This window comes from Sorangium sp. So ce131 (assembly GCF_051519095.1).
Taxonomy (GTDB): domain Bacteria; phylum Myxococcota_A; class Polyangia; order Polyangiales; family Polyangiaceae; genus Sorangium.
Genome location: NZ_CP150455.1, coordinates 8,830,516 through 8,853,527 on the forward strand (window position 1 = coordinate 8,830,516; position 23,012 = coordinate 8,853,527).

The 23,012-nt window shown below is 71.7% G+C and carries 1 protein-coding gene; it reads right to left on the reverse strand.

Annotated features, from left to right (window positions below):
• Positions 1 to 31: 31 nt before the first annotated feature.
• Positions 32 to 22,501 (reverse strand): type I polyketide synthase, encoded by a 22,470-nt coding sequence (locus WMF43_RS31825; protein WP_437670504.1) that lies wholly within the window; start codon positions 22,499 to 22,501, stop codon positions 32 to 34.
• Positions 22,502 to 23,012 lie beyond the last annotated feature (511 nt).

Genomic DNA, 23,012 nt, shown 5'->3' on the forward strand with positions numbered 1-23,012 from the left:
AGGTATTCCTGAAGCTTCTCTCCCTCAGTGGTCACTGAACCGACTCCATTTCTTCCATCTCGCGGTCGATGAGCTCAAAGAGCGCGTCCTTGGTGACGGTTTTCAGCTCCTCGTCGAAGCCGCTGTCGACCGTCGTGTCGTGGAGGCCGGTCCACCTCGAATACAGCGCCTTCAGGCGCGCCGCGACGCCGGCGCGCGCGGCCTCGTTGGGCGTCATCGCGGAGAGGGCGCGCTCCAGCTTGTCGAGCTCTGCGAAGATAGGGGGAGTCGTGGCTGCTTCGTCGGGGACGATGTCCTCCCGTAGCCGCTGGACGAGGGCCGAGGCCGTCGGGTGGTCGAAGAGCAGCGTGGCGGGCAGGCGCAAGCCGATGGCGGCGCCGAGGCGGTTACGAACTTCCAGCGCCATGAGCGAGTCGAGGCCAAGCTCCCGGAGCGGCCTTGTCGGGTCGAGGGCTCCGGGATGAGGCAAGCCGAGGACGGGCGCCACCTGGCCGCGCACGAGATCGAGCAGCGCCTTGTCGCGCTCGCCCTTCGTCAGGGCGGCGAGCCGCTGCTTGAGCGACGACGCGGCGCCGGGCCCCTGCGCGGCCGCGCGCCGCGTCGAGCTGCGCACGAGCGCGCGCAGGAGAGGCGGCAGCGCCGAAGATTGCGCGCGCAGGGCGGCGAGATCGAAGCGGACGGGCGCGAGGAGAGCGTCGGAGCGCCCGAGCGCCGTATCGAACAAGGCGAGGCCCTCTCGGGGCGAGAGGGGCTGTGCGCCCAGGCGACGCAGACGAGCTTGGTCCACCGCGGCGAGATGCGCGGCCCGGCCCACCTCTCCCCAGGGGCCCCACGCGAGGCTCTGGCCGGCAAGACCCAGCGCGCGACGGCGGGCGGCGAGCGCGTCGAGGAAGGCGTTGGCCGCGGCATAGTTGCCTTGACCCGCGGCGCCGAGGATCCCTGCGACCGACGAGAAGAGCACGAAGGCCGAGAGGTCGAGCGCGCGCGTGAGCTCGTGCAGGTGCACGGCGGCGTCGACCTTGGGCGAGAACACGCGATCGACGCGCGCGGGGTCGAGCGCGCTGAGCACGCCATCGTCGAGGACGGCGGCGCAGTGGATCACCGCGGTCAAGGGGTGGTCCTGGGGAACCGAGCCGAGGAGCTGCGCCAGGGCTTCTCGGTCCGAGGCGTCACAGGCGGCGATGGTGACTCGAGCGCCGCTCGCTTCGAGCTCGGCTCGAAGCGCGTCAGCGCCCGGGGCCGCGAGGCCCTGCCGCGACGTGAGCAGCAGATGGCGGACAGCCTGCGTGTCCACGAGGTGGCGCGCGAGGAGCGCCCCGAGGCCGCCCGTGCCGCCGGTGACCAGGACCGTCCCCGCCGGGGCAAAGGGGCGCGGTGGCGCGTCGACCGAAGCGGCCACCCGCCCGAGCCGCGGCGCGCGCAGGGCGCCGTCGCGCAGGGCGAGCTGCGGCTCGCCTGCGCCGAGCGCCGCGGGCAAGGCCGAGAGCGAAGCCGCGCTCGCGTCGACGTCGACGAGGAGGATGGATTGCCCGGCGAACTCCGACTGCGCCGCGCGCCCAAGACCCCAGAGCGGCGCGTGCGTCAAGTCGAGCACGTCCTCATCCGGGCCCGCGGCGATCGCGCGAGACGTCAGCAGCACCAGCCGTGTGCCGGCGAGGCGGTCGTCCTTCACCCAGCTTTGCAGGAGGGCGAGGGCGCGGTGCGCGGCGTCGTGAACCGCGGCGACGGACGCGTCCGCGGCGCCCGCAAAGGGGGCGATCACGACCTCGGGTGCATTGGCGCCGCCGTCGAGCGTCGCGCGCAGGGCAGCGAGATCAGCCATGCGGGAGACGCGCACCGAGGACACCTCGAGGGACGCCGTGAGCCCGAGCGGATCTTCCCCGAGCAGCACCCAGGGTCCTGCGAGCGGCGAAGCGGAGAGCTCTGCCGGCGTGGCCCAGTTGACCCGGTGGAGCCACTCGTGCGCACCTGGGAGCGACGAGCGGATCTGCGCCGGAGAGGTGGGCCTCGCACGGAGCGCTTCGACGGAGGCGACCGGATTGCCCAGGGCGTCCGCGAGCGTCACCGCAAAGGAGCCTTCCGCGTCGCAAGGCGACAGCCGCACACGCAGGCTGGAGGCGCCGGTCGCGTGGAGGGAGACCCCGCTCCAGGCGAAGGGCAGCGACACCGTCCGCTCACCGCAGCTCCGCAACGCCAGCGCGTGCAGGGCGGCATCAAAGAGCGCCGGGTGCAGGCCATAACTGCCCGCTGCCCCCGCGATGGCGGCCGGGAGGCGAACTTCAGCCAGGATGTCGGCGCCGTGCTCCCACGCGGCGACGAGCCCTTGGAAGTCGTCTTTGCCGTACCCGATCCCGATCTCGGCAAACCGGTCGTAGTGCCCCTCGAGGTCCAGCGGGATGGCGCCATCGGGCGGCCAGCTCTCCACATCGAAGCGGGCTTCTGCGGCAGGAGGACCCAGGACTCCGGAGGCGTGGCGGGTCCACGGCGCGTCGTGGCCCGCGTCGGCGACGCGCGAGTGGATGGCCACCGCGCGGCGATTGGACTCGTCGGGTGCGCCCACGGAGAGCTGCACTTGCACGGCGTCCCTCGGCGGCAGGATCAGCGGGGCCTCGAGGTTGAGCTCGTCCACGCGCTCGAGCCCTGCATGCTGGGCCGCCACGAGGCAGAGCTCGACAAAGGCCGTGCCCGGCAAGAGCACCGAGTCGTACACCTTGTGCCCTGCGAGCCAGGGCTGCTCCGAGAGCGACAGGCGGCTCGTCAGCAAGAGGCCATCCGCGTCCGCCAGGGCCACAGCGGCGCCGAGCAGCGGGTGGTTGGCGGCGCCGAGGCCGGCGGAGGCGACGTCGGTCGCGCGCGCCTTCGATGCGTCCTGCCAGAAGCGCTGTCGCTGGAAGGCATAAGTGGGCAAGGGCACCCGCTTCCCCTCGGGCAAGATCCTGGTCCACGGGACGGCGACCCCGCAGGTGAACATCTCGGAGAGCGAGAGGAGCACGCGCTCGTAGGTGCCTTCGTTCCGGCGCAGCGAGCCGACCACCGCGCCAGAGAGCCCCGCCGCCTCCAGCGCTCCGTTCAAGGCGACCGACAGCATCGGATGAGAGCTCACCTCGATGAAGACCCGGTGGCCGTCCGCGAGCAGCTCTTGCATCGTGTCGGCGAACCGGACCGGCTCACGCAGGTTTCGGAACCAGTAAGCCCCGTCGAGCTCGCTCCCGTCGAGCCTCTCCGCAGCGACCGTCGAGTAGAACGGGACCTGCGACGAGCGCGGGGCGAGCCCCGCGAGGACCTCCTCGAGCTCCTCGCGGAAGACATCCATCTGCGCGCTGTGGGCCGCCACATCGGTGCGCACCTTCCGCGCGAACACCTGCGCCGACTCGAGCTCGCGGAGCAGCGCGTCCACGGCCTCCGGGTCTCCCGACACCACCGTGGAGTGAGGACCGTTCACCGCCGCGACCGACAGCCGCTCGCCCCACCTCTCCATGCGCTCGAGCAGCTCCGCCGCGGGCATCTCCGCCGCGATCGTGGCGCCGCGGCCGGAGTGTCTCCTCAGCATGCGGCTGCGCAGCGCCACCACCTTCGCCGCGTCCTCGAGCGACAGCGCGCCGGACACGTACGCTCCGGCGATCTCCCCCTGACTGTGGCCGATCACCGCCTCCGGCTCGATTCCGAGCGAGCGCCACACCGCCGCGAGCGAGACCATCATGCTGAACAGCACCGGCTGCACCACGTCGATCCGCTCCATCGACGGCGCGCCCTCCTCGTCCCGCAGCGCGCTCAGCAGCGGCCAGTCCAGGTACTGCGAGAACGCCTCCGCGCACGCCTCGATCTGCTTCCGGAACACCTCCGACGTCGTCAGCAGCGCTCGCGCCATCCCCACCCACTGCGAGCCCTGGCCCGGGAACACGAAGACGACTCTGCCCGTGCTCTTGGCCTGTCCCTCGACCACCCGCGGCGAAGGCTCGCCCTCGGAGAGCGCCCGAAGCGCCTCGAGCAGCGCGGCGCGCTCGCTCGCCACGACCACCGCCCGGTCGTCGAAGTGCGTCCGTGTGGCGGCGAGCGAGAACGCCACATCGCTCAGCGATAGCTCCGGATGCGACTCGAGGTGGGCGCCGAGCGCCGCCGCCTGCGCCTGCAGCGCGGCCTTTGATTTGCCCGATACGAGCAGGGCCAGCGCCGAGGCGCTGGGCGCGGCCCCCCCTTCCCTGTCCTGCGCGGCCGGGCCCTCCGCGGCGAGCGCTCGGTCTTGAGCAGGCGCCTGCTCGATGATGACATGGGCATTGGTGCCGCTGATGCCGAACGAGGACACGCCCGCGCGGCGAGGATGACCGTTGGCTGCCCACGCGATGGGCTCGGTCAGGAGCCGGACCGTGCCCGGAGACCAGTCGACGTGAGGCGAAGGCGGGTCCGCGTGCAAGGTCTTGGGCAAGAGCCCATGCTGCAACGACAGGACCATCTTCATGACGCCGGCGACGCCAGCGGCCGCCTGGGTATGGCCGATGTTGGACTTGACGGTGCCCAGCCACAGGGGGCGCTCGCTCGAGCGGCCTTGCCCGTACGTCGCCAGCAGCGCATGCGCCTCGATGGGGTCGCCGAGCGCGGTGCCCGTGCCGTGGGCTTCCACCACGTCCACGTCCGCCGGCGAGAGGCCGGCGTTCTCGAGGGCCTTCTGGATCACCTGCTCCTGGGAGGGGCCGTTGGGGGCCGTCAACCCCTGGCTGCGCCCGTCCTGGTTGATCGCCGAGCTGCGGACCAGGGCCAGCACGGGATGGCCGTTGCGGCGAGCGTCCGAGAGCCGCTCGAGCAGCAGCATGCCGACGCCTTCCGACCAGCCCATGCCATCCGCTGCCGCCGAGAAGGCCTTGCAGCGACCGTCGGGCGAAAGCGCCTTGAGCCGGCTGAAGGCGAGGATGGCATCCGGGGTGACGTAGATGGTGGCGCCTCCGGCCAGGGCCAAGGTGCACTCGCCCGCGCGCAGCGACTGGCAAGCCAGGTGGATCCCGACGAGCGAGGAGCTGCAGGCGGTGTCGACGCTGACGGCGGGGCCCTTCAGCCCGAGCGTGTACGCGATGCGGCCCGACGCGATGCTCGTGGCCGTGCCGAGCAGCGCGTATCCATCCTTGGCGACATCCATGCTCGGCGCGAGATCCTGGTAGTCATCGGCGCCGATGCCGACGAAGACGCCGGTCAGGCTCTCGTGCAGCGAAGAGGGATCGATGCCTGCGCGCTCGATGGCCTCCCAGGAGGTCTCGAGCAGCAGCCGGTGCTGGGGACCGACGGCCACCGCCTCGCGGGGGCTCAGGCCGAAGAAGGTGCTGTCGAACAGATCCAGATGTGCGATGAAGCCGCCACGCTGGATGTACGTGGTGCCGGCGGTGTCGGGATCAGGGTCGTACATCCGGTCGAGAGCCCACCCGCGGTCGGTGGGCAGGGGGGTGTTCACCTCGCCGCCGAGCGCGAGCAGCTGCCAGAGCGCTTCGGGGCTCGTGACACCCCCCGGGTAGCGACACGCCATCCCCACGATGGCGATGGGCTCGTCCGCGACAGGCTCCGACGGCTCCTGAGGCACGGGCGCTGCGGTCCGCGGTAGATCCTCCTTGGGCAGGAGCTCGGCCGAGAGCCTTCGCACGAGGGCCACGACGGTCGGGTAGTCGAACAGCACCGTCGCGGGCAGGCGCAGGTCGGTTGCGGCTGCGAGCCGATTGCGGAGCTCCACCGCCATGAGCGAATCAAAGCCGAGCTCCTGGAGCGGCCTCGTCGGGTCGAGGGCCTCTGGAGGAGACAACCCGAGGACGGGCGCGACATGGCTGCGCACGAGCTCGAGGAGCGCGTTGTCGCGCTCGGCCTTCGAGAGCGCCGCGAGGCGCTGCTTGAGCGACGAGGCCGTGCTGGGATCGTGGGCCGCCGCGCGCCGGGGTGCCGCGCGCACGAGCGCGCCGAGCAGGCGCGGAGGCGCCGAGAGCTGCGCGCGCAGGGCCGCAAGATCGAGGCGGATGGGCGCGAGGGCGGCTTCGGGGCGGCTCCACGCCGCATCGAACAGGGCAAGACCCTCCTGGGGCGCGAGAGGCGGCACGCCCTGACGACGCAGGCGAGCGCGGTCCCCATCGGCGAGGCGCGCGGCCATACCCACTTCCCCCCAGGCGCCCCAGGCGAGGCTCTGGCCGGCAAGACCCAGCGCGCGACGGTGGGCGGCGAGCGCGTCGAGGAAGGCATTGGCGGCGGCGTAGTTGCCTTGCCCCGCCGTGCCGAGCAGCCCTGCGCCTGACGAGAAGAGCACGAAGGCCGACAGGTCGAGCGTGCGCGTGAGCTCGGAGAGGTACACGGCTGCATCGAGCTTGGGCAGAAACACCCGATCGACGCGCGCCGGGTCGAGGGCGGTTATCACGCCGTCGTCGAGGACGGCGGCGGTGTGGATCACCGCCGTCAGCGGGTGGCCCTGCGGAACGGACGCCAGCAGGTGCGCCACGGCCTCTCGGTCCGACACGTCGCACGCCGCGATGGTGACCCGGGCGCCTTTGCCTTCGAGCTCGGCTTGCAGCGCTCCGGCTCCCGGGGCCGCAAGGCCCTGACGCGAGGTGAGCAGCAGGTGGCGGACCGCATACGTGTCCACGAGGTGGCGCGCCAGCAGCGCGCCGAGGCCCCCCGTTCCCCCGGTGATCAGCACCGTCCCCTCCGGCGCCAGCGCGCGAGGGAGCGTGAGGACGAGCTTGCCCACGTGACGCGCCTGTCCGAGGTAGCGGAACGCATCGCGCGCACGGCGCGCGTCCCACGCCTGGACCGGCAAGGGCTGGAGCACCCCGCGCTCGAACAAGGTCACCAGCTCCCGGAGCATCTGCTGAATCCGCTCGGGTCCCGCTTCTCCCAGCTCGAAGGCCTGGTAGTGGACTCCAGGGTACGCTTCGGCAATCGATGCCATGTCGCGGACATCGGTCTTGCCCATCTCGACGAAGCGCCCGCCGCGCGGCAGCAAGCGCAGGGAGGCGTCCACGTACTCGCGCGCGAGGCTGTTGAGCACCACATCCACGCCCTGACCCTGCGTGCTGCGCCGGAAGTGCTCCTCGAACTCGAGCGTACGCGAAGAGCCGATGTGACTGTCCTCGAGCCCCTGGGCGCGCAACACGCTCCACTTGCCAGCGCTCGCCGTCCCGAACACCTCGGCCCCCAGATGACGCGCCAGCTGGACCGCGGCCATGCCCACGCCTCCGGCCGCGGCATGGACCAGCAGACGCTCGCCGGGCTGGAGGCGCGCCAGCTCCACAAGCGCATAGTACGCGGTCAGGAAGACCGCCGGGGTCGCTGCGGCCTGCGCGAACGACCACCCCTCGGGCATCCGGATCACCATCCGAGCGTCCGCTACCGCCAGCGGACCGATGGCGCGAGGGAACATGCCCATCACCCGGTCGCCGAGGGCAAAGCCGCTCACGCCCGGGCCAACCTCGGTGATGACGCCCGCGCCCTCGATCCCGAGGGGGCCGGCCTCGCCCGGAATCATCCCCAGCGCGTTGAGCACGTCGCGGAAGTTGAGGCCGGCAGCGCGAACGGCGATGCGAACCTGGCCTGACGCGAGAGGCGCTGTGCCGTGCGACGACGCGACGAAGCTCAGTCCATCGAGCGAACCACGCGTGGGGATATGCAAGTGGAACGACGCCTCACCGCCAGGTGGGACGAGCATCTCGCCTGCGGGAGGCCGCCCGAGCCGCGGCACGCGCGCCGCCCCGTCGCGCAAAGCGAGCTGCGGATCGTCGGTGTTCAGCGCTGCCGGCAATGCCGCGAGCGAAGCCTCGCTCCCGTCCACGTCGACCAGCAGGATGGACTGGTCGGGATATTCGGACTGGGCCGTGCGCCCCAGGCCCCAGAGCGGCGCGTTCGCCAGGTCGAGCACATCCTCCTCCGGTCCGGAGGCGATCGCGCGGCAGGTCAGCAGCACGAGCGGCGTGCCCGCGAGCCGTTCGTCGCTCACCCAGCGTTGCAAGAGCGCCAAGGCCCGATGGGTGGCGGCGTGCGCTGCGGCCGGGGAGGCGCCCGCGGCGTCGATGCAGGGGACGAGCACCAGATCGGGGGGCGCCTTGCCGCCGCGGTCCAGCGTCGCGCGCAACGCCTCGAGGTCCGCCATGCGGGACAGGCGCACAGAGGAGGCCTCCAGCGCCGCCGTGAGCCCGAGCGAATCTTCGCCGAGCAGCACCCAAGCGCCCGCGAGCGGAGCGGAGGGCGCGGCGGGGGTCGTCCAGTCGACACGATAGAGCCCATCGTGCGACGTGGTGAGCGAGGAGCGGATCTGCGTCGAAGCGGCGGGCCTCGTGCGGAGCGCCTCGACCGAGGCCACCGGATTGCCGGCGGCGTCGGCCATGGCGATCGCGAAGGAGCCTTCGGTGTCGCAAGGCGACAGGCGCACCCGCAAGCTGGAGGCGCCGGTCGCATGGAGCGAGACCCCGCTCCAGGCGAACGGCAACGACACCGTCTGGGCGCCGATGCCCCGCAGCGCCATCGCGTGCATGGCCGCGTCGAAGAGCGCGGGATGCAGGCCATACGAGCCCGCCGAGTCTGCAATGCCGGCCGGGAGGCGGACCTCGGCGAACACATCCGTGCCCCGCGTCCAGGCGGCGACGAGACCTTGGAAGTCGTCTTTGCCGGCCCCGAGCCCCACCTCGGCGAGACGCTCGTAGTAGCCCGTGAGGTCCATCGAGGTAGCGCCTTCGGGCGGCCAGCTCTCCAGATCGAAGCGCGCTGGGGCGGCAGCAGGGCCCAGGGTGCCGGAGGCATGACGGGTCCAGGGCGCGTCGGGGGCGCCGTCCGCGAGGCGCGAGTGGACGGCCACCGCGCGCCGGCTGGCCTCGTCGGGCGCCCCCACGGAGAGCTGGAGTTGCACAGCGCCTCGAGGCGGCACGATCAACGGGCTCTCGAGGGTAAGCTCGTCCACGCGATCGAGCCCCGCGTGCTGGGCGGCGACGAGGCAAAGCTCGACAAAGGCCGTTCCCGGCAAGAGCACCGTGTCGTAGATCTTGTGCCCTGCGATCCAAGGGGGATCCGTGAGCGAGAGCCGACCGGTGAGCAGCAGACCATCGGCGTCGGCCAGGGCCACGGCGGCGCCGAGCAGCGGGTGGTTGGCCGCACCGAGCCCGGCCGAGGCGACGTCGGCCGCGCGCCCCTTCGTGTTCTCCAGCCAGTAGCGCTCGCGCTGGAACACGTACGTGGGCAGCGCCACCCGCCGCGCGCCGAGCGGCGCAAAGTAACGCTGCCAGTCGAGCGCGACCCCTCGCGCGTGCAGCCCTCCCACCGCCGCGGTCAGCGCCTCCACCTCGGCGCTCCCCTTGCGCAGCGACGGCAGCAACACCGCCCCGCGCTGCGCCTCCTCCGACAGGCAGTCGGCCGCCAGGCCGCACAACACGCCATGCGGCCCCACCTCCAGGAAGCTCGTCACTCCCTCCGCTTCCAGCGTCCGCACGCCCTCCAGGAAGCGCACCGCTTGCCTCACGTGCATGACCCAGTAGTCCGGAGAGCTCAGCTCCTCCGCGCTCGCTCGCCTCCCCGTCACGTTCGACACCAGCGGGATGCTCCCCGCCGAGAACCGCAGCCCCTCCACCACGCTGCGGAACTCCTCCAGCATCCCCTCCATGTGCGGAGAATGAAACGCGTGGCTGACCATCAGCCGCGTCGCCTTGCGGCCCTGGGCTTCCAGCTTCTTGCCCACCTCCACCACGGCCTCTTCATCCCCGGACAGCACCGTCGACCGGGGGCCGTTGAGCCCGGCCACGTCCACGCGGCCCGCGTGCCCGTTCAACAGGCCTCGCGCCTCCTCCTCCGAGGCCTGCACCGCGATCATCGCTCCCCCGCGCGGCAGCGCCTGCATCAACCGACCACGCGCCGCCACCAGCGTGCACGCGTCCCCGAGCGACAGCACCCCGGACACCTGCGCCGCCGCGATCTCCCCGATCGAGTGCCCCAGCAGCACATCCGGCTTGACTCCCCAGCCCTCCCACAGCCGATACAGCGCCACCTCCAGCGCGAACAGCGCGGGCTGCGTGAACGCCGTCTGGTCGAGCAGCGCCGCCTCGTCCGAGCCCTCGGCGCTGAACATCACCTCGAGCAGCGGTCGGTCCAGGTGCCCGTCCAGCTGCGCACACACCGCGTCCAGCGCGTCCCGGAACGCAGGATAGGCGTCGTACAGCTCCCGGCCCATCCCGGGGCGCTGGCTGCCCTGGCCGGTGAACAGCATGGCCAGTCGACCCCCCTCCCTCGCCTGCCCCACCGCCATGCCCGCACAAGGCTTGCCCTCGCCCAGCGCGCCCAGCGCCGCCCGCAGCGCGGCAGCCTCACTCGCCACCACCACCGCCCGGTGCTTGAAGTGCGTCCGCGCCGTCGCCAGCGAATACGCCACGTCGCTCAGCAGCTGCTCCGGGTGCGCCTCGACATGCGCGCACAGCTCCGCCGCTTGCGCCCGCAGCGCTGCCTCCGATTTCCCGGACACCAGCACCGGCAACGGCCCAGCCCACTCCCCGCGCGCGCTTGCGCTGGCTCGCGCGGCGGCGTCCTCCTCGAGGGCCGGGGCTTCCTCGACGAGGACATGCGCGTTGGTGCCCGACAGGCCAAACGCGGACACTCCCGCGCGGCGGGGGCGACCGTCCGGGCGGCGCGGCCACGGCTCGAGGGTATCGACCACACGCACCGGCAGCGCGTCCCACTCGATGTACGGATTCCGGGGCGTCGTGTGCAGCGTCGCCGGCAACGCCTCGTGCCGCAGCGCCGCGACCATCTTGGCCAGGCCCACGAGCCCCGCCCCGCTCTCCAGGTGACCGACGTTGGTCTTGACCGCACCCAGCAGCAGCGGCTGGTCCGCAGGACGTCCTCGGCCATAGACCGCGGCAAGCGCCTGCACCTCGATCGGATCGCCCAGCGAGGTGCCCGTGCCGTGGCACTCCACGACGTCGACCTCCGCCGGCGAAAGCCGCGCGTCCTGGAGCGCTGCCCGCAGCACCTTCTGCTGCGAGGTGCCGTTGGGGGCGGTGATCCCGCTGCTGTCCCCGTCGTGGTTGACCGCGCTGCCCCGGACCAGGGCGAGCACCGGGCGGCCCTGCGCGCGCGCGTCGCTCAGGCGAGAGAGCGCGACGACCACGACGCCCTCGCCCCGGCCATACCCGTCGGCGCTCGCGGAGAACGTCTTCGAGCGGCCGTCAGGGGCGAGCGCCCGCGTGCGCGAGAGGAGCTGAAAGAGCTCACCCGCGAGCATCACCTGCACACCGGCGGCGAGCGCGAGGTCGCATTCGCCCTTGCGCAGCGCCTGGCAGGCGAGGTGCAGCGCCACGAGCGACGACGAACAGGCGGTGTCGACCGAGAGCGCCGGACCTTGCAGCCCCAGGGTGAAGGCGAGGCGACCGGCGGCAAACGAGGAGTGCGTGCCCAGCAGAGAGTAGCTCTCCGCCTCTCGCTCGCCGCCTTGAAGCAGCGCGTACTCGCTCGCGCCGATGCCCACGAAGACGCCCGTCTGCGAGTCCTTCAACGACGCCGGGACCACCCCGGCCTGCTCCAGGGCTTGCCATGCCGCCTCGAGCAGAAGCCGATGCTGCGGATCGATCTGCCTCGCCTCCCGCGGGCTGATGCCAAAGAAGGCAGCATCGAACAGGTCAATCCCGTCGATGAAGCTCGCCTCGCGGACGTAGCTCTTGCCCTTCGCCTCGGGGTCCGGGTCGTACATCTCCTCGGCGTTCCAGCGCGTCACCGGGATCGGCCCGGCGGCGTCGGCGCCCTGCGAAAGCACGCTCCAGAAGCTCTCGAGGTCCACCGCGCCGCCGGGCAGCCGCAGCCCGACGCCGACGATGGCGATCGGGTCGTCACCTGCGGCGGGGGCCACGCTGAGCCTCCCCTCCTCGTCCGCGGCGCGCACGGCCTGACCGAGGCGCGGCGAAAGCGCGCCATGCAGCAGCTCGGCGAGGCGCCGGGGCGAAGGGTGGTCGAAGATCGTCGTCGCTTGCAGGGCCACCGAGGTCTCCTGCTGGAGGCGTTGACGGAGCTTGACCCCCATGAGGGAGTCGAGACCAAGCTGGGAAAAGCCCGTGTCCGGATCGATCGAAGCGACGTCAGCGTGGCCGAGGACCGCGGCGACGTGGCCCTTGACCACGGACAGCAGATGCTCGATCTGCTCACGCGACGACAAGCTGCCGAGACGGGTGACGAGCGGCGCGCTGGGCTCGCGGATCGAGGAGGCTGCCAGCGCCGTCAGGGCTTGCCTCGCCTCGGGCAGCTCGTCGAGCAGCGGGCGCGGGCGCCCCGCGGCAAACGCCGGCGCGAAGCGCGCCCAGTCCATGTCCGAGACGACGAGCGCGGCCTCGTCATGGTCGAGCGCCCGCTCGAGCGCGGCGATGGCAAGCTGCGGCGCCATCAAGTTGAGGCCGCTTCCGCGAAGGTGGTTCAGAACCGTCTTGTCCACCATCCCGCCCTCGGCCCAGGCGCCCCAGGCCACCGCGGTGGCGGGGAGGCCAAGGGCCCGGCGGTGCTCGGCCAGCGCATCGAGGAACGCGTTGGCGGCGGCGTAATTGCCTTGCCCCGGGTTGCCGAGAGCGCCTGCGACCGCCGAGAAGAGCACGAACGCCGAGAGGTCGAGCGTGCGGGTCAGCTCGTGCAGGTGCAACGCGGCGTCCACCTTGGGCGAGAAGACGCGCGCCACTCGCTCCGGCGTCAGGGCGCTGAGCACGCCATCGTCGAGCACGCCGGCCGTATGGAAGACCGCGGACAGGGGAACGTCGGCGGGGATGGCCTCGAGGACCTCCCGAAGGGCATCGCGGTCGGCGGCGTCGCAGGCAGCGAGGGTGACGCGTGCTCCGAGGTTCGTGAGCTCGGCCGAGAGCTCGGCGGCGCCCGGGGCGTCGAGGCCACGACGGCTGAGCAGCACCAGGTGCTCGGCGCCGCGCCGGGCGAGCCAGCGCGCGACGTGCGCGCCGAGCGCGCCCGTCCCGCCGGTGATCAGCGTCGTCCCGCGCGGCCTCCAGGATCGGACGGGGGCCGCATCGCCCAGCGGCGCGCGCGCGAGCCGGCGCGCGAACAGGCCAGTTGAACGCAACGCGAGCTGATCTTCTGACGCTCGATTGCCGAGCGCGAGCAGGAGCCGCTCTTTCGCCTTGGCGTCGAGCGTGGGGGGCAGATCGATCACGCCGCCGAAGCGCTCGGGGTGCTCGACGGAGACCACGCGGCCTAGCCCCCAGGAGAACGCCTGCCGCGGGCGCGTCAGCGGCTCCGCGCGCGCGACCGAGACCGCTCCGCGCGTCAGGAGCCACACGGGCGCTTCAATGCCAGCGTCACCGAGCGCTTGCACCAGCGAGAGCGTGAGCGCAATCCCGCTCTGCAGGGCCGGCAGCCCGGGCAGCGGCGCCTCGTCCAGCGCGAGCAGCGAGAGCACGCCCCGCGGGGCAACGCCCGCGCCGAGGGCCTCACGCAGCCGCGTGGCGAGCAGGGCGCGGTCAACCTCCGCCGCGCCGACCGCGCAAACGACGGCCGTCGCGCCGGCCGCGGTCAGCGCTTCCGTCAGCGGGGCGACGAGGTCATCGACCGTCGACACCACGAGCAGCCAGGCGCCCGACAGGTCGCTCCTCGAAGCGACGCGAAGCGGCTTCCACGCGACGCGGTAGCGCCAGGCGTCCACGGTGCTGAGCTCGGTCCGCTTGCGCCGCCAGGTCGACAGCGCCGGCAGCAACGTCGCGAGGGCCGCCTGCTGGTCGTTGTCCCCCACGGAGAGCGCCTGGGTGAGTGTGCCGACATCGCCCTTGTCCACGGCGTCCCAGAAGCCCGCGTCCGCGGGGGCGGATGCCCTCTCCTCGACGCCCGGGGTGCGCGCCTTCGGCGCGTCCAGCCAGTAGCGCTGTCGCTGGAAGGCGTAGGTGGGCAACACGACGTGCCGCGCCCCGAAGGCGGAGAAGAAGGCTGCCCAGTCGAGCTCGTGGCCAGCGGCGTGCAGGCCTCCGAGAGCGGCGGTGAGCGCGCGGAGGTCGGGCTGGTCGCTGCTGAGGGCGGGCAAGACGGCCGCGCTGGCCTGGGCCTGGTCGGAGAGGCAGTCTGCGGCCATGGCGCAGAGCACGCCGTGCGGGCCGAGCTCGAGGAAGCTGGTCGCGCCCTCGGCCTCGAGCGTGCGCACACCGTCGAGGAACCGCACAGCTGCTCGGACATGGCGCACCCAGTAGTCGGCCGAGCCGAGCTCCTCGGCGCTGGCGAGCTTGCCAGTGACGTTGGAGACGACGGGAAGGCGCGGTGGATGGAAGGTGAGCCCGCGCGCGACCTGGCCAAAGGCCTCCAGCATTCCGTCCATGCGCGGAGAGTGGAAGGCATGGCTGACCGAGAGGCGCTTCGTCTTCCGCCCCAGGGCCGCGATGTGGCCTGCGGCCTCCGCGACGGCCCCTTCGTCGCCTGCCACCACCGTGGACAGCGGACCATTGATGGCGGCGATGGACATGCGATCGCCCTCGCCGACGAGCAGCGGAGCGACCTCCGCCTCCGAGGCCTGGAGCGCGATCATGGCGCCGCCTCGCGGAAGAGCCTGCATGAGGCGCGCGCGCGCGGCGACGAGGGTGCACGCGTCATCGAGCGACAGCACGCCGGCGACGTGGGCCGCCACGATCTCGCCGATGGAGTGGCCGAGCAACAGGGAGGGGCGCAGACCCCAGGCCTCGACGAGGCGGAAGAGGGCGACCTCGAGGGCAAAGAGGGCCGTCTGGGTAAAGGCGGTCTGGTCGAGCAACGAAGCGTGCTCGGAGCCCTCGGGGGCGAACAGGATCTCGCGCAGCGGCCGCTCGAGCTGCGGGTCGAAGCGGGCGCAGATCGCGTCGAGGGCGTCGCGGAAGACGGGGAAGGCCTCGTAGAGGTCACGTCCCATGCCCGGACGCTGGCTGCCCTGCCCGGTGAAGAGCAGCGCGAGCTTGACTTCGCTCCTGGCGCGGCCGAGCACCAGGCTCGGCGCAGAGGTACCCTGGGCGAGCGCGTCCAGGGCCCGAGCGGCGGCGACGCGGTCGCTCGCGACCACCACCGCGCGCTGCTCGAAGTGCGTGCGCGTGGTGGCGAGGGTCGAAGCGACATCCACGAGCTCGAGGCTCGGATGGGAATCGAGGTGCTCTCTGAGCCTGCCGGCCTGGTCCCGGAGGGCCGCTTCGGTCTTGCCCGACACGAGGAGCGGCAACCACGACGGCGTCGGTGCTTGCGCCGCCCGCACGACCGGCGCGGCGGCCGTGGCCCCTTCGACGATGACGTGGGCATTGGTGCCGCTGATGCCGAAGGAAGAGACGCCGGCGCGGCGTGGATGGCCATTGGCCGGCCATGGAGTGGGCTCGGTCAGGAGCCGGACCGCGCCCGAAGACCAGTCGATGTGGGGCGAAGGGCTGTCCGCATGCAGGGTCTTGGGCAAGAGCCCGTGCTGCATGGAAAGGACCATCTTGATGACGCCGGCGACGCCCGCGGCGCCCTGGGTGTGGCCCAGGTTGGACTTGATGGATCCAAGCCACAAGGGCTGCTCTTTCGAATGGGCCTCTCCGTAGGTGGCGATGAGCGCCTGGGCCTCGATGGGATCGCCGAGGGCGGTCCCGGTGCCGTGGGCCTCGACGGCGTCCACCTCGTCCGCAGAGAGCGCGGCGCTCTCAAGCGCCTGACGAACGACGCGCTGCTGGGAAGGGCCGTTGGGGGCGCTCAGGCCCTGGCTCCTGCCGTCCTGATTGACGGCGGAGCCGCGGATGACGGCGAGGACCGGATACCCGTTGCGCCGGGCATCTTCGAGCCGGGAGAGAAGCAGCATCCCGGCGCCTTCCGCCGGGCCGAAGCCGTTGCTGTCCGCGGCGAAGGCCCTCGAGCGGCCGTCGGCGGAGAGCGCGCGCTGGCGTGAGAACTCGATGAGCGTGGTCGGCGTCGCCATGACGGAGACCCCACCGGCGAGCGCAAGGGAGCACTCGCCGTTGCGCAGAGCCTGGCAGGCGAGGTGAATCGCGACGAGGGATGAGCTACAGGCCGTGTCGACGGTGACGGCAGGACCCTGGAGGCCCAAGGTGTAGGAGATGCGTCCGGACGCGACGCTGGGGTAGCTGCCGAGGAGGACGTAGCCTTGGAGCTCCTCCGGGGCGTTGTACAGGCGCGCTCCGTAGTCGTTGAAGATGCTGCCGACGAAGACGCCGGTCTGACTGCCGTGGAGCGAAGCGTGCACGATGCCGGCGCGCTCGATCGCCTCCCAGGAGACCTCGAGGAGCAAGCGCTGCTGCGGATCGATGGCGACCGCCTCGCGGGGGCTGATCCCGAAGAAGGAGGGGTCGAAGTGGTCGGCGTCGTAGAGGAAGCCGCCCCCACGCACGTAGCTCTTGCCCGCGGCGTCCGGGTCAGGGTCATAGAGCGCTTCGAGATCCCATCCGCGGTTGTCGGGGAGCTGCGCGACGGCGTCGGTACCGCCCCGGAGCAGCTCCCAGAGCTCCTCGGGCGTGCGCACGCCGCCGGGGTAGCGGCAGCTCATCGCGACGATCGCGATCGGCTCGTTCTCGGAAGCCTTGAGCAGAGACCGGGGAGAGGCCTCCTTGAGGGACTCATGGCCGACCAGCTCTTCCTGCAGGCGCAGGACCAGGGCGATGGGGGTCGGATGATCGAAGAGCAGCGTGACCGGCAGGCGCAAGCCTGTGGCAGCGCCGAGGCGATTCCGGAGCTCGACCGCCATGAGCGAGTCGAGGCCGACCTCTTTGAGGGGCCGGCCAGGCTCGATGCTCGCGAGCGACACGTGCCCGAGCACGGTGGCCACCTCGGCGCGCACGAGGTCGAGCAGGGCACGCTCGCGATCGGCGAGCGCGAGCGCCCCCAGACGCTGCTTGAGGGAGACCTTCGCGCCGGGCTCCTCCACGTCCGCCTGCTGCACCGTGGTGCGCACGAGACCCCGGAGCAACGGCGGGATGGCGCTCTCCCCTGCGCTCCATCCCGCGGTGAGCAGGCGCGCGGGGACCAGCGCGGCCTCTGGGCGACCCAGGGCGAGGTCGAAGAGGGCCAGACCCTCCTCGGGCGAGAGGGCTCCCATCCCGAGGCGCGCCATGCGCGCGATGTCGGCGTCCGTCAGGTGGGCGCTCATGCCGGCGCGCTCGGCCCAGAAGCCCCAGGCGAGCGAGAGGGCGGGCAGCCCTGTCGCCCTGCGGTGATGCGCGAGCGCGTCGAGGAAGGTATTGGCCGCAGCGTAGTTGCCCTGGCCTCCGCTGCCGAGCAGGCCAACCAGCGACGAGAAGAGGATGAACGCGGAAAGGTCGAGCTCTCGGGTCAGCTCGTGCAGGTGCAAGGCGGCGTCCACCTTGGGTCGCAGCGCGCGAGAGACCCGCTCTGGCGTCAGGGCGCCGAGGACGCCATCGTCGAGCACACCAGCCGCGTGGATGACGGCGGTCAGGGGGCGCTCGGCGGGTACACAGGCGAGCAGCTGCCCCAGCGCGTCGCGATCGGCCGTATCACAGGCCGCGAGCGTGACGTGGGCGCCTCGGGATTCGAGCTCACGCTGGAGGACCTCAGCGCCCTTCGCGGCAGGGCCCTGGCGCGAGGTGAGGAGCAGCCAGCGGACGCCGTGCTTGTCGACGAGGTGCCGAGCGAGCAGCGCGCCGAGCGTGCCGGTGCCGCCGGTGATGAGCACCGTGCCTTCGGGATCCAGGGAGCGCGTCGCCGCCGCGGGAGCCGCCGCTGCGCGCGTGAGCCTCGGGACACGCACGACGCCGGCTCGCAAGGCGAGCTGCGGCTCGCTTCCGGCGAGGGCATCCGGCAGGGCGCGAAGCGAGGCCTCGTGCTCGTCGAGGTCGACGATGACCATCGCGCGATCGGGGTGCTCGGACTGCGCGGTCCGCACGAGGCCCCAGAGGGGCGCGTGGCCGAGGTCTGCCACATCCTCGTCGGGCTGTAGGGCGATGGCGCGGCAGGTGAGCAGCACAAGCCGAGAGGAGCCGAGGCGCTCGTCGGCGATGAAGGCTTGCAGCAGCGAAAGTACGCCGTGGGTCTCGACGTGAGCCGCGCGCGCGAGATCCGTCGATCGGGCCGTGCAGGCGACGACGACGACCTCGGGCGCGGGCTCTCCTCGCGCGAGGCCCGCCTGGAGCGCCTCGAGGGACTCGTACCGCTCGAGCGCCCCCGTATCGGCCTGAAGCGCCGCTGCCAGCTCGCGGTCGACGCCGCCGCTGGAGAGCAGCGCCCAGCGCCCCCTGAGCGCCGGGCGCGCGGGCAGGGGCTGGGCCGTCCAGTCGACGCGGTAGAGCGATTCTTCGCGTGAGCCGCGAGCAACCCCCGGTGAGCTTGGGGCCTGCGCCTCGATCCAGTAACGCTCCCGCTGAAAGGGGTAGGTCGGCAAGGGGACGCGAGCGCCCCTGGGAATGACCTTCGTCCAGTCGAGACCGAGACCGCGGGCGAACAGCTCGGAGAACGAGAGGAGCACGCGCCCGTAAGTGCCTTCGTTCCGACGCAGCGAGCCGACCACCGCGCCAGAGAGCCCCGCCGCCTCCAGCGCTCCGTTCAAGGCGACCGACAGCATCGGATGAGAGCTCACCTCGATGAAGACCCTGTGGCCGTCCGCGAGCAGCTCTTGCATCGTGTCGGCGAACCGGACCGGCTCACGCAGGTTTCGGAACCAGTAAGCCCCGTCGAGCTCGTTCCCGTCGAGCCTCTCCGCAGCGACCGTCGAGTAGAACGGAACCTGCGACGAGCGCGGGGCGAGCCCCGCGAGGACCTCCTCGAGCTCCTCGCGGAAGACATCCATCTGCGCGCTGTGGGCCGCCACATCGGTGCGCACCTTCCGCGCGAACACCTGCGCCGACTCGAGCTCGCGGAGCAGCGCTTCCACGGCCTCCGGGTCTCCCGCCACCACCGTGGAGTGAGGACCGTTCACCGCCGCGACCGACAGCCGCTCGCCCCACCTCTCCATGCGCTCGAGCAGCTCCGCCGCGGGCATCTCCACGGCCAGCGTGGCGCCGCGGCCGGAGTGTCTCCTCAGCATGCGGCTGCGCAGCGCCACCACCTTCGCCGCGTCCTCGAGCGACAGCGCGCCGGACACGTACGCTCCGGCGATCTCCCCCTGACTGTGGCCGATCACCGCCTCCGGCTCGATCCCGAGCGAGCGCCACACCGCCGCGAGCGAGACCATCATGCTGAACAGCACCGGCTGCACCACGTCGATCCGCTCCATCGACGGCGCGCCCTCCTCGTCCCGCAGCGCGCTCAGCAGCGGCCAGTCCAGGTACTGCGAGAACGCCTCCGCGCACGCCTCGATCTGCTTCCGGAACACCTCCGACGTCGTCAGCAGCGCTCGCGCCATCCCCACCCACTGCGAGCCCTGCCCTGGAAAGACGAACGTGAGCTTGCCCTGGAGCTTGGCCTCGCCGAGCACCAGGTTGGGAGCGGCGTTACCGTTTGCGAGGGCGCCGAGCGCCTCACGGAGAGAGCCGCGGCCGCTCGCGACCACCACCGCGCGCCGCTCGAAGTGGGTCCGCGTCGTGGCGAGCGAATACGCCACATCCGCGAGCTCGAGCTCGGCGTGGACGTCGAGGTGCGCCCTCAGCCGTTCGGCCTGAGCCGCGAGGGCGGCTTCGGTCCTGCCAGACAGCAGGAACGGCAAAGGCGCGGACGCCTCGTCCGGTCGCATTGCCTCCTCGGGCGAGGCGGTGGGTGGAAACAGCTCCTCCAGCGCCACGCCTGCCGGCTGCGTCGCGGGATAGAGCTTCCGAAAGGCCACCTGTTGGCCGCGGGTGTAGAGGATACCCACCGAATCGAGGAGCACCGCCCTCCCGGGCTCCTCTCGGCGCATCGACGGCAGCGCGATCCCGTCCACGCCCGCGTGCGCGAGGCACTGCCCGACGGACCGCGCGAGGAGCGGGTGTGGGCTGACCTCGAGGAAGACCTCGTGCCCGGCGCGCGCGAGCCGCTCGACGGTCTCCGCGAAGCACATGGGCTCCCGGAGGTTCTTGCACCAGTAGCTCGCGTCGAGCTCCGCGCCATCGACGCGGTCGCCCGTGACGGTCGAGTAGAACGGCACGGCGGCGCTTCGCGGCCGGATCCCGTCCAGCGACGCCGCGAGCTCCGGCAGGAGCGGATCCATCTCCGGGCTATGCGCCGCATAATCGATGTGGATCGCTCTGCCGTAGACGCCCCGCCGCTCGAGCTCGGAGAGCACCGCGTCGATCGCGGCGGAGTGACCCGAGATCACCGTGGAGCTCGGGCTGATGCGCCCCGCGACCCAGACCTTGTCCTCCCGGCCGAGGAGGAGCTGGCGCGCCTCCTCCAAGGACAGCTCGACGACGGCCATGGGGCCACGGCCGGCGCCGCGCCGCACGATGCGGCTCCAGGCGCAGATGACGCGCGCGGCGTCCGACAGGCTCAGGCCCCCGGCGACGTGGGCGGCAGCGATCTCGCCGATGCTCTGCCCGACCACCGCCGAGGGCTCCACGCCCCACGACCGGACGAGGGCCGAGAGGCTGACCTGAAGGGTAAAGATCGCGGGCCCGACCCACGCCGTATCCTCGAGCCACGCCGCATCGCTCGAGAGGAGCGCTTCGACCAAGGATCCGCCGAGGTACGGGCGCATCACCTCGTCGCACCGCTCGACCGAGGCCCGGAAGGCCGGCTCGCGCAGCAGGTCCGCGCCCATGCGGAGCCACTGCGATCCCTGCCCGCCGAACAGGAAGACCGGACCGGCGCGCCGCTCCCAGGCGGCGCCCCTGACCGCCCCCGGCAGCGCGCGGCCTTGCAGGAGACCGTCGAGCCGCGCGGCGAGATCGCCGCGCGTCCGGGCCGTGATGGCCATCCGGTGATGGCCGCGGTCGGCGTGCGGGGCAGCGGCCGCGCAGAGCTCCCGGACCGAGAGGTGTTGAGCGCCGTCCAGGCAGATGTCCCTCAGCCTGGCAGCCAGCCCGGAGAGGCGCTCCGGGTCCTGCGCGGCGAGAGGCACCAGGACCACGTCCTCCGGGCTCTCGCCCTCGAGGACGACGTGGCAGTTCGTCCCGCCGAATCCGAAGGAGCTCACGCCCGACAGGGCCCGTCCTTCCCGCTCGGGCCAGGGCTCGCACGACGTCGGAACCTTCAGGCGGAGCGCGTCGAAGGGGATGTACGGATTCGGGGTCTCGAAATGGAGGTTGGGCGGGACCGTCCGGTGCTTCAGCGCGAGGGCTGTCTTGATGAGCCCCGCCATCCCCGCAGCGGCCTCGAGGTGGCCGATGTTCGTCTTCACCGCGCCGAGGAGGAGCGGCCGATCGGCGGGGCGATCCTTCCCGAGCACCGCGCCGAGCGCGCCGGCCTCGATCGGATCGCCGAGCACGGTACCCGTCCCGTGCGTCTCGATGTACTGTACGTCTCTCGGGTCGACGCCGGCGCTGCTGTACGCGTCCCGGAGCACGAGCTCCTGCGCCGCCGGGCTCGGCGCGGCGAGGCCGTTGCTGAATCCATCGTTGTTGATGGCGCTCCCGCGGATGACGCAGTAGATGGGATCCCCGTCCAGGAGGGCACGGGACAGCGGCTTCAAGACCACGACGCCCCCGCCCTCGCCTCGCCCATAGCCGTCGGCGCGGGCGTCGAAGGTCTTCGACCGGCCGTCGGGGGCCAGGGCCCCGAGCTTGGATAGCGCGACCGACGTGTCCGGCGCGATCATGAGGCTCACGCCGCCGACGAGCGCGAGCGTGGACTCGCCGAGGAGCAGGCTTTGGCGAGCGCTGTGGAGCGCGGCGAGCGACGACGAGCACGCGGTGTTGACGGCGACGCTCGGGCCGCGCAGGCCGAGCGTGTACGACACGCGCGCGGGGATGATGCTGAGATCCTGCCCTGTGGCGGAGTGCTGGGTGATGCGATCGATCGCCGACAGCCTGGCGTAATCTTGCCACATGGCGCCAAAGAACACGCCAGTCCGGCTGTCGAGCAGAGAGCGCGGAGAGATGCCCGCGTCTTCGAGGGCCTCCCAGGAGAGCTCGAGCATCAGGCGCTGCTGTGGATCCATCTCGACGGCCTCTCGCGGGGAGACGCCGAAGAACATGGGATCGAAGCCGTCGACGCCGCCGATGAAGCCGCCCCAGCGCGTGTTGATCTTGCCAGGTGCACGGAAGTCCGGATCATAGAGCGCGCCGCTGTCCCATCGGCCGGGAGGCACCTCGGTGATCGCATCGCGCCCTTCCAGGAGGAGCTTCCAGAAGCTGAGGAGGTCCGGCGCCCCGGGGAACCGGCAGGCTATCCCGATGATCGCGATGGGCTCGCTCTGCGCTGCTTCTCGCCGGGCCGCGAACGCCTCGCGCTCGCTCGCCCCCCCAGTCAGGTAGCGCGCGAGCGCCTCAGGGGTGGGATATTGCCATACGAGAACGGGCGACAGGGGGCGCCCGAGCATCCGGCCGAGCTCGGCGAGCAGCTCGGTCGCGCCGCGCGAATCGAGGCCGTAGCGATTGAACCGTTCCCGTGGTTCGATCGACTGCGCATCAACGCCCAGCCGCTCCGCCAGCCGGGACACCATCAAGCTGCAGATTTCGCCTTCGGTCAGCGTGGTCGACCGCGGATCGGTGCGCTCGTCTGTCATGCCATTGCTCCGGATACTGAAATTGGCCCATTACACACAGCGCGGGATCACGCGTGCGGCCCAGGCCTCGTGCTGATGAGTTGGCGAAGGGTCGCGGCGGAGGGCTCGTGTTCACATGGTCATGTGAACACGAGCCCTAACAACATCGCCGCGCCAGGGGAGCGCCTAGACCATCGCAGCCACAGTGGACGCGCGAGCCTGACAATGACATCTCCGACGCCCTAATACATGACCCATGCCTCTCCGTCAAGCAGGGAACACCAGCGAGCAAATTCGCCAATCATTGCATAGTTTTACGCCGTCCCCTGATCAACCGGTCAACCGGTCAACCGGTGCATCGCCTCGAGGCTCTCAGTTCGCAAATGCTCGCCGGAGATTCAATGCCCTGGTGCGGCACCGAGGTAGCGGCGGTCGCATCATTTGCCTGCGCGATGTGGCACGTGGGTCCCTCCGCATCGATAGGGCGGCGAAGCGCGGCGCGATCTGGCGCCGTCGGCTACACCCAGGCAGC

Bases quoted from the DNA above. Each gene is read 5' to 3' on its own strand.
- WMF43_RS31825 (WP_437670504.1), bottom strand. From the start codon at position 22,501: ATGACAGACGAGCGCACCGATCCGCGGTCGACCACGCTGACCGAAGGC.